Genomic DNA, 947 nt, shown 5'->3' with positions numbered 1-947 from the left:
TCGCAGATGAGGGCGCCGGAGGTGACGGAGGCGCCGACTTCGGCGGACAGGGCCTTGACGGTGCCGGAGCGGTGGGCGTTGAGGGGCTGTTCCATCTTCATGGCTTCCAGGACGACGACGAGGTCGCCTTCCTTGACCTCCTGGCCCTCCTCGACGGCGACCTTGACGATGGTGCCCTGCATGGGGGAGGCGAGGGTGTCGCCGGAGGCGGCCGGGCCGGACTTCTTGGCCGCGCGGCGTTTGGGCTTGGCGCCGGCCGCGAGGCCGGTACGGGCCAGGGACATGCCCAGGGAGACGGGCAGGGAGACTTCCAGGCGTTTGCCGCCGACCTCGACGACGACCGTCTCGCGGCCCGGCTCGTCCTCCACCTCGGTGTCGGCGGGGCCCGCGAAGGGCTTGATCTCGTTGACGAACTGGGTCTCGATCCAGCGGGTGTGGACCGTGAACGGGTCGCTGGAGCCGGTCAGTTCGGGGGCGAAGGCGGGGTCCTTGACGACCGCGCGGTGGAAGGGGATGGCGGTGGCCATGCCCTCGACGTTGAACTCGGCCAGTGCGCGGGCGGCCCGCTGCAGGGCCTGCTCGCGGGTGGCGCCGGTGACGATCAGCTTGGCGAGCAGGGAGTCCCAGGCCGGGCCGATGACGCTGCCGCTCTCCACGCCCGCGTCCAGCCGCACACCCGGGCCCGACGGCGGGGCGAAGGTGGTCACCGTGCCGGGGGCGGGCAGGAAGTTGCGGCCCGGGTCCTCGCCGTTGATGCGGAACTCGAAGGAGTGGCCGCGCAGTTGCGGGTCGCCGTAGCCGAGTTCCTCGCCGTCGGCGATGCGGAACATCTCGCGGACCAGGTCGATGCCGGCGACCTCCTCGGTCACCGGGTGCTCCACCTGCAGGCGGGTGTTGACCTCCAGGAAGGAGATCGTGCCGTCGGTGCCGACCAGGAACTCCACGGT

1 protein-coding gene is annotated in these 947 nt (G+C 71.5%); it reads right to left on the bottom strand.

Annotated features, from left to right (window positions below; genetic code table 11):
* Window positions 1-947 (bottom strand): biotin/lipoyl-containing protein (locus O3Q52_RS53570; protein WP_269655610.1); only part of this gene is annotated, 947 nt, incomplete at both ends.

Source organism: Streptomyces sp. ActVer (genome assembly GCF_027270795.1).
In the GTDB taxonomy this organism is placed as follows: Bacteria; Actinomycetota; Actinomycetes; order Streptomycetales; family Streptomycetaceae; genus Streptomyces; species Streptomyces umbrinus_A.
The sequence above is the reverse complement of the archived record's forward strand: the minus strand, read 5'-3'. Positions and strand labels throughout refer to the sequence as shown.